Source organism: Georgenia sp. Z1491, assembly GCF_057652395.1.
Map to the genome: position 1 here is coordinate 3,582,186 of NZ_CM172729.1, position 6,972 is coordinate 3,589,157.

The following is a 6,972-nucleotide window of genomic DNA, read 5'->3' on the forward strand; positions in this document are numbered from 1 at the left end:
CACCGGGCCCGACACGGTCGCCGGGCCTCACCCGCTCGCCGAGCCCGACCCGGTCGCAGGGTCCACGCGGATTCCCCGTTCCGCCCACAGCGAGACCCCATCCCGCCCCCGTGCGTGACACGCCCACGCGCCCCTAGCGTGAAGAGCATGACTCAGAAGGTGATCGTCCTCGGCGGCCACGGCAAGGTCGCACTCCTCCTCCACCCCCTGCTCGTCGACAAGGGCATCTCCGTCGACGCGGTCATCCGCGACGCCGATCAGTCGCACGACATCACCGCGACCGGCGCGATCCCGGTCGTCGCCGACGTCGAGAAGCTCTCCACCGAGGAGCTGACCGACCTGATCTCCGCGCACGACGCCGTCGTGTGGACCGCCGGCGCCGGGGGCGGAAACCCGGACCAGACCTACGCCGTCGACCGTGACGCCGCGATCCGATCGATGGACGCCGCGAAGGCGGCCGGCGTCAACCGATACGTCATGGTGTCCTACGTGGGCGCCGGACCCGACCACGGCGTGCCCGAGGACAGCTCGTTCTTCCCCTACGCCGACGCCAAGTCCACCGCCGACGCCCACCTGCGCGAGAGCGGCCTGGACTGGACGATCCTCGGCCCGGGCGGCCTCACGCTCGAGCCCGCGACCGCGAGGATCACCGAGACCGACCAGTCGGGCGACACCTCCCGCGCCAACGTCGCCGCGGTCATCGCCGCGGCGCTCGAGCAGCCCTCGTCCATCGGGCGGACCGTCAACTTCCACGACGGCGCCACACCGATCGCGGACGTGCTCGCCTGACCGCCGCGAGTCACACGCAGCTCGGCACGACGGCCGGTCACCCCGCGGGGTGACCGGCCGTCGTCGATCCGTCCGACCTCGGTCAGCTCGAGTCAGGCGCGGGAGGCGCGGTCGCGATCGAGTCGTGCGACCCGTCGGGGGCCTGCCGTCACGCGGTACGACTCCTCGACCAGCTCGGCGATCTCCGACCAGCCGGTCGCGTCGTCGAGGTCGATGCCGTACCAGCCCGACGCCCCGACGTACGCCGGGTAGAAGCAGCGCGGGTCCGCGAGCATGCTCCGCAGCTCGTCCTCGTCCGCGGCCCGCAGCAGGAGGCTGGTGTCGTGCCGCTCGTGGTCACCCGGCCCGAGCCGGACGCTGCCGCCGTACGTCGCGAAGGTCTTCGTCGTGAAGAACGTCGGCCGGCCGTGCGAGACCTTCTCCGCGGCGTCGGGCAGGGCTAGCGCGATCTCCCGCACCCGGGCGAGCACGGGGTCGGCGTCGTCGAACATCCGCGGGTGCCCCATGGAGGAACCGTAGACCTCCGGTACGCATGGGTTCGACAGCCCCGGCGAGGCGGACGAGGCACCCGCCAGTTCTCCGCCTCACCCCTGGCATATAACGGCATGCCGTGCCAGTATTCGGTCCGGGGCAGAGCCTGCCCCCGCGCCGCTCACCGACGAGCGGCCGACCCGTCTCGACGAGGAGATTCTCAGCGATGCAGATTCGTGCGGCAGTGCTGCGGGAGCAGCCCGGAAGGTGGCACATCGAGGACCTCGAGCTCAGCGCTCCCGGTCACGGCGAGGTTCTCGTCGAGGTCGTGGCCACCGGCCTGTGCCACTCGGACGACCACATGGCCAAGGGCGACACCCCCCTGCCCAACCTGCCCGTCGTCGCGGGCCACGAGGGCGCCGGGATCGTGCGCGAGGTCGGCCCGGGCGTCCAGGGGCTCGAGGTCGGTGACCACATCGTCACCTCCTTCGTCCCCGCGTGCGGGAAGTGCAAGTGGTGCTCGATGGGCATGCAGAACCTGTGCGACTACGGAGCGCTCATCCTCGAGGGCACCCAGCTCGACGGCGGGTTCCGCCTCAAGGACGCCGACGGCCAGAACGTCGCCAAGGCAGCCATGCTCGGCACGTTCGCCAACTGGCAGGTCTTCGACCAGACCTCCTGCGTGAAGATCGACAAGGACGTGCCGCTCGAGATCGCCTGCCTCATCGGCTGCGGCGTGCCCACCGGGTTCGGCTCCGCCGTCAACGCGGCCGAGGTCAAGCCGGGCGACGTGACGATGATCCTCGGCGCCGGCGGAATCGGGATGAACGCCGTCCAGGGCGCGGCGTACGCGGGGGCGCGGCGCGTGATCGTCGTCGACCCCCAGCCGTTCAAGCGGGAGATGGCGCTCAAGCTGGGCGCGACCGACGTGTTCGCCACCATCGCCGACGCCGACGCGCTCGCCAAGTCGCTCACCAACGGCCAGGGCACCGACTCGACGATCGTCACCGTGGGCGTCACCACCGGCGAGCACGTGCTCGAGGCCTACGACACCGTGCGCAAGGCCGGCACGCTCGTCGTCACCGGTCAGGGCAGCACGAGCTCGACGATCGACGGCATCAACCTGTTCTCCATCTCCATGCTCCAGAAGCGCATCCAGGGCTGCCTCTACGGCGGCTGGTCGCCCAGGGTCGCGATCCCGAAGCTCATCGAGCTCTACAAGGACAACAAGCTCCACCTGGGCGAGCTCGCCACCCGGCAGTACAAGCTCGAGGACATCAACCAGGCCTACGAGGCCATGCACGCGGGCGAGAACATCCGCGGCGTCGTCGTCCACGAGCACTGAGTCCCCGGTCCGTCCGGTGTCCCGGCCGCACACGCGGGTCGGCCGGGACGCCCGACGGCGCCCACGGGGCAGACGCTCGTCACGACCAGCAGGTACCCGGGATGCCGATGTCGGTGACCGGTGCCACGCTGGGGTCATGGAGCAGCTGACCCCGGCCCAGATCCAGGACGCCGACCTGCAGGACTGGCGACACCTCTGGCGCGCGTTGTACACGCGCTTCGACACCGGGAGCTTCGCGCGCGGGCTCTCGCTCGTCGCTGCGATCGGCGAGGCCGCGGAGGCGGCCGGCCACCACCCGGACATCACGCTGACCTACCCGTCGGTGGCCATCCGCCTGACGAGCCACGACTCCGGTGGCGTCACGGCCAAGGACGTCGACCTCGCGCGCCGGATCAGCACGATCGCCGCGGCGGACGGCGTGCCTGCCTCGCCGGCGGGCACCGCCCAGGTCGACCTCGCGCTGGACACCGCCGACCAGGGCGAGATCGACACCTTCTGGTCGTCGGTGCTCACGGGCTCGCCGGACAACGTCGACGGGGACGAGATCGCCGACCCCGCCGGGCAGGCGCCGCTGATGTGGTTCCAGCGCACCGACGCCCACGAGACGCCGCGACAGCGGTTCCACCTGGACGTCCAGATCCCGGCCGACGAGCTCGACGCACGTGTCGAGGCGGCGGTCGCCGCCGGCGGTCGGCGTGTGGAGGACCTGGGCCGGGGCCGGGCGTTCGTCGTGGTCGAGGACGCCCAGGGGAACCGCGCCTGCTTCTGCACCGTGCTCGACCGCTGACGGCCGAAGTCCGGCGGGCCGTCCTGACGCGACCGGTCAGGGCGGGGTGTGGCGTCGGCGTCGATCTGCTCTGGCGTCCCCGCCGAGCGGTCGGCACCATGATGGCGTGAGCACCGCCGCCGCACCACCTCGCCCGCAGCGCCGGGGCCGCCCCTGGCGCGGCCCGCTCGACGTCGAGACCTTCGCGGAGACCGCCGCGGCCGACTGCGCCGACGCCGCGACGGCCCTCGCCCAGCAGCGGGACTCCGCCGGCGTCGTCACGACGCGTCCGGAGTGGGCCTGGGACGCCGTCGCGACCGCGAACCACCTGCGCGTCGACGGGCGTCGCCGGATCGGCTTCGGCCCCTTGTCGGCGTTCTTCGCCACGGCCGACGGCTGGGTCCGCACGCACGCCAACTACCCGCACCACGTCGCGGCGCTGCGCTCCGCCCTCTCCCTGCCCGACGACGCAGGACCCGACGACGTGGCCCGGGCGCTCGGTGCGCTGCCGAGCCTCGAGGCCGAGGAGCGCGTGACCGCCGCGGGCGGGCTGGCGGTCGCCGTGCGCACCGCCGCGGGCGGGCTGGCGGTCGCCGTGCGCACCGCCGCGGAGCTCGCCGCCGCGGAGCCGGTCGCGGTGCGCGGCACGCCCGGCCACCGGCCGGACCACGCGCTCGCCCCCGGTGCCGCGCACCGCCTGCCGCCGCTCGCGGACGGCGACCTCCCGCTGCGCGGACTGCGGGTCATGGCCCTCACCCGGGTGCTCGCGGGCCCGAGCGCGGCCCGACTCCTCGCGAGCCTGGGTGCCGACGTGCTGCGCATCGACCCGCCCGCGCTCCCGGAGCTGCCGGACCAGCACCTCGACACCGGGTTCGGGCTCCGCACCGCGGAGGCGGACCTCGCGACGCGCGAGGTGCTCGACCGGGTCCACACCCTGCTCCAGCGGGCCGACGTCCTGCTCACCGGGTACCGGCCGGGCGCGCTTGCGCGGTTCGACCTCGAGGGTCCCGGCGTCCGGGCCCGCCACCCGGGGCTGACGGTCGTCGCGCTCAGCGCCTGGGGAACGATCGGCCCGTGGGCCGGGCGCCGGGGGTTCGACAGCCTCGTGCAGGCGGCGTCGGGCATCGCCGACGTCTACCGGGGTGCGGACGGCAGACCGGGGGCGCTGCCGGTGCAGGCGCTGGACTACGTCACGGGGTTCCGCGTGGCGACCTCGGCGATGCGGCTGCTCGCCGCACGTGCACGGGACGGCGCCGGATCGGCGCACCTCGCCCTGCTCGACTCTGCGACCGAGCTCCTCGCGCTGCCCGGCCCGGGCGGCACGCCGGACGACGCCGGGCCGGAGCTCGCGGAGACGGACTCGCCGTCCGGGCGGCTGCTGCACGTCCCGCCGCCGTTCGCGGTCGGCGGCGAGCGCCTGGCGCACCGCTGGGCGCCGCGCCCGTACGGCGACGACGAGCTCGCGTGGGCGGGCGGCTGAGACCTGCTCAGGTCCTGCTCCGCACCACCCGACGGGTCCCGACCAGCAGCAGTGCGACGCCGACGACCGCGACGAGCACCACCGCGGCGATCATCCGGTGTTCGTGCGCGTCGCGCTCCTCGTCCCACTCCCGGGCGCCGTCCTCGGCGACGGCGACCTCGAGATCCACGCCGTCGGAGCTGCACGTGATCTCGTGGTTGCCGGTGTCCTGCGCGTAGAACCTCGCGATCGCGGGTCGGTCGGAGCGGGCCCAGTTCGGTGCGACCTCGCTCTCGACCTCCTCACCGCCCGGCCCGACGATCGAGCACACGGGCTCCGCCTCGACGGCGGCCGATGCCACCAGCACGTAGGGGGCGTCACCGCGGAGGTCGTAGCGGTCGTCCTCGAGCGGCTGCGGCTCGCTCGCCACGAGGTCGGGCGGAGCCCCGGTCGATCCGCCGATCAGGGCGACGACGAAGACACCGAGCAGCCCGACGACGAGCCACGCGATCGCGAGCGCCACGAGTCCGTAGCCGCGCCGCCGACCGGTCCGACGGCGCCGAGCACGAACTGGTCCCGGGCCGTCGCCACCCTGACTCTGGGCACCCCGACCCACTGGCTCGTCCACGGTCCGATCCTGGCAGGTCCGTGCCCCGAGGCACGCGTCCCGCAGAAGCGCACCTGCCCGACGCCTCGTGGAGCGCCCTCGTCACGCGCCCGGGGGTCGACCCTGCCCGACCTGGACGACGTCGCGTGGGCCGCTCAGCACGCCCGTCTCGTCTCGATCGCCGAGGCGACGAGACGAGACGGGTAGCCGGAGGGCCTGCGCGTCAGCGCCGCGCGTCCACCGTCAGGCGGTCTGGCCGGAGTGCTTGCCCTCGGCGATCTCCTCGACCACCTTCGCGCAGAAGGCGGCGAGGTCGGCCGGGGTGCGCGAGGTCGTCAGACCGGCGTCGACGACGACCTCCTCGTCGACCCAGTCCGCGCCGGCGTTCTTGAGATCGATCTCGACGGACTTCACGGACGTCATCCGGCGTCCGTCGACGACGCCCGCGTCGATGAGGATCCACGGTGCGTGGCAGATGGCGGCGACCGGCTTGTGCTGGTCGAAGAACGCCCGCACGAACGTCCGCACCTCGGTGCTCGTGCGCAGGGCGTCGGCGTTGAGCGTGCCACCGGGAAGGACGAGCGCCTGGTAGTCGTCCGGGTTCGCGGCGGTGATCTCGAGGTCGACCTCGAAGTCCTCACCCCGGTCCCAGTCGAACTTCAGCGAGGTCACGGTGCCGGGCTCGAGCGAGATGAGCGTCGGCTCGCCGCCGGCGTCCGTGACCGCCTTCCACGGCTGCGCGAGCTCGGACTGCTCGACGCCGGTGGTGGCGATGAAGGCAACCTTCTTGCCGGAGATGTTCGGGGCCATGATGAACCTCCTGATGTCGGTCCGACCCGCGAGGGGCCGCGGTCACCTCCATGCAACAGGGTCCGGGTGGGCGACGCATCCTGAGCACGGCGAGTCGGGGGCTCTGTCCGCCCCGCGCGAACGGGCTCGCGCGCGGAGACGACGCGGTGAGGACCCAGCGCGAACGGGCTTGCGCGCGGCGAGCACGATGCCCCGCACGTCCCGGCCGACCCACGCCCTCCTCGACGTAGGCTCGCCGCATGCCCGAGAACACCGCCGCTCTCACCCTGCGCGGCGTCACGCTCTCCGCGCAGCGTCCGGCCGTCGTCGTGCCTGTCGTCACGGGGGCGGACGCGGCGCAGCGGGCGGCCGAGGCCGTGGCGGCCGGTGCGGACGTCGTCGAGTGGCGCATCGACCTCGCGCTCGCCGACACGAGCGCAGACGCGGGCACGGGCACGCCGTCCAGTTCCCGGCACACCGTCCTCGACCCACGCACTCACCGCGCGGTGCTCGACGCACTTCCGACCGTCGTCGCCGCGTGCGCGGGCACACCCCTGATGGTCACCTACCGCACGACGGCGGAGGGCGGGTCCGGCAGCGCCCCGCCCGAGGAGTACGTCCGGCTCCTTGCGAACCTCGCCGCGGCGGGGGGCGTCGACCTCGTCGACGTCGAGGCCGACCACCCGGCGGCGGCCGAGGCGCTGGCTGCCGTCGGCGCCGGCTCGCGCACCGACGTCGATCGTCTC

General features: G+C 73.6%; 7 protein-coding genes and 1 pseudogene. 5 read left to right on the top strand and 3 right to left on the bottom strand.

The features are described from left to right. Window positions 1-147 precede the first annotated feature (147 nt). Window positions 148-789, top strand: a complete 642-nt coding sequence (locus tag AC24HA_RS16530; RefSeq protein ID WP_425707544.1) for an SDR family oxidoreductase — start codon at window positions 148-150, stop codon at window positions 787-789. A gap of 92 nt (window positions 790-881) precedes the next feature. Here AC24HA_RS16530 and AC24HA_RS16535 read toward each other — a convergent pair whose 3' ends face one another. After that, window positions 882-1,295 (bottom strand): MmcQ/YjbR family DNA-binding protein, encoded by a 414-nt coding sequence (locus tag AC24HA_RS16535; protein WP_425707543.1) that lies wholly within the window; start codon window positions 1,293-1,295, stop codon window positions 882-884. A 191-nt stretch (window positions 1,296-1,486) separates the two neighbouring features. Between AC24HA_RS16535 and AC24HA_RS16540 the strand changes: the two genes are divergently transcribed. From AC24HA_RS16540 to AC24HA_RS16550, 3 genes are all read left to right on the top strand, one after another. Continuing rightward, window positions 1,487-2,605 carry an NDMA-dependent alcohol dehydrogenase gene (locus AC24HA_RS16540; RefSeq protein ID WP_425707542.1) on the top strand — a complete coding sequence of 373 codons (1,119 nt, stop codon included), beginning with the start codon at window positions 1,487-1,489 and terminating at the stop codon, window positions 2,603-2,605. 136 nt (window positions 2,606-2,741) lie between these two features. Beyond that, on the top strand, window positions 2,742-3,392 hold the full coding sequence (locus AC24HA_RS16545) for a 4a-hydroxytetrahydrobiopterin dehydratase (RefSeq protein WP_425707541.1): 651 nt from the start codon (window positions 2,742-2,744) through the stop codon (window positions 3,390-3,392). Between the two features lie 106 nt (window positions 3,393-3,498). Continuing rightward, entirely contained in the window at window positions 3,499-4,851 is a 1,353-nt protein-coding gene (locus AC24HA_RS16550; RefSeq protein WP_425707540.1) for a CoA transferase, read from the top strand. 7 nt (window positions 4,852-4,858) lie between these two features. Here AC24HA_RS16550 and AC24HA_RS16555 read toward each other — a convergent pair whose 3' ends face one another. Both AC24HA_RS16555 and AC24HA_RS16560 read right to left on the bottom strand, forming a co-directional pair. Continuing rightward, window positions 4,859-5,353 (bottom strand): hypothetical protein, encoded by a 495-nt coding sequence (locus AC24HA_RS16555; RefSeq protein WP_425707539.1) that lies wholly within the window; start codon window positions 5,351-5,353, stop codon window positions 4,859-4,861. Window positions 5,354-5,680: 327 nt separating this feature from the next. Then, the gene (locus AC24HA_RS16560) at window positions 5,681-6,250 is read right to left on the bottom strand and encodes a type 1 glutamine amidotransferase domain-containing protein (protein ID WP_425707628.1); all 570 of its coding nucleotides are present in this window, start codon (window positions 6,248-6,250) and stop codon (window positions 5,681-5,683) included. Window positions 6,251-6,486: 236 nt separating this feature from the next. On the opposite strand from AC24HA_RS16560, the pseudogene AC24HA_RS16565 reads away from it, so the two are divergent. Then, a pseudogene (locus AC24HA_RS16565) lies at window positions 6,487-6,855 on the top strand (type I 3-dehydroquinate dehydratase); the annotation flags it as partial. Window positions 6,856-6,972 lie beyond the last annotated feature (117 nt).

Excerpts from the sequence above, each read along its gene's own strand:
- AC24HA_RS16530 (WP_425707544.1), top strand. The coding sequence starts at position 148 with ATGACTCAGAAGGTGATCGTCCTCGGCGGCCACGGCAAGGTCGCACTC.
- AC24HA_RS16535 (WP_425707543.1), bottom strand. The coding sequence starts at position 1,295 with ATGGGGCACCCGCGGATGTTCGACGACGCCGACCCCGTGCTCGCCCGG.
- AC24HA_RS16540 (WP_425707542.1), top strand. The coding sequence starts at position 1,487 with ATGCAGATTCGTGCGGCAGTGCTGCGGGAGCAGCCCGGAAGGTGGCAC.
- AC24HA_RS16545 (WP_425707541.1), top strand. The coding sequence starts at position 2,742 with ATGGAGCAGCTGACCCCGGCCCAGATCCAGGACGCCGACCTGCAGGAC.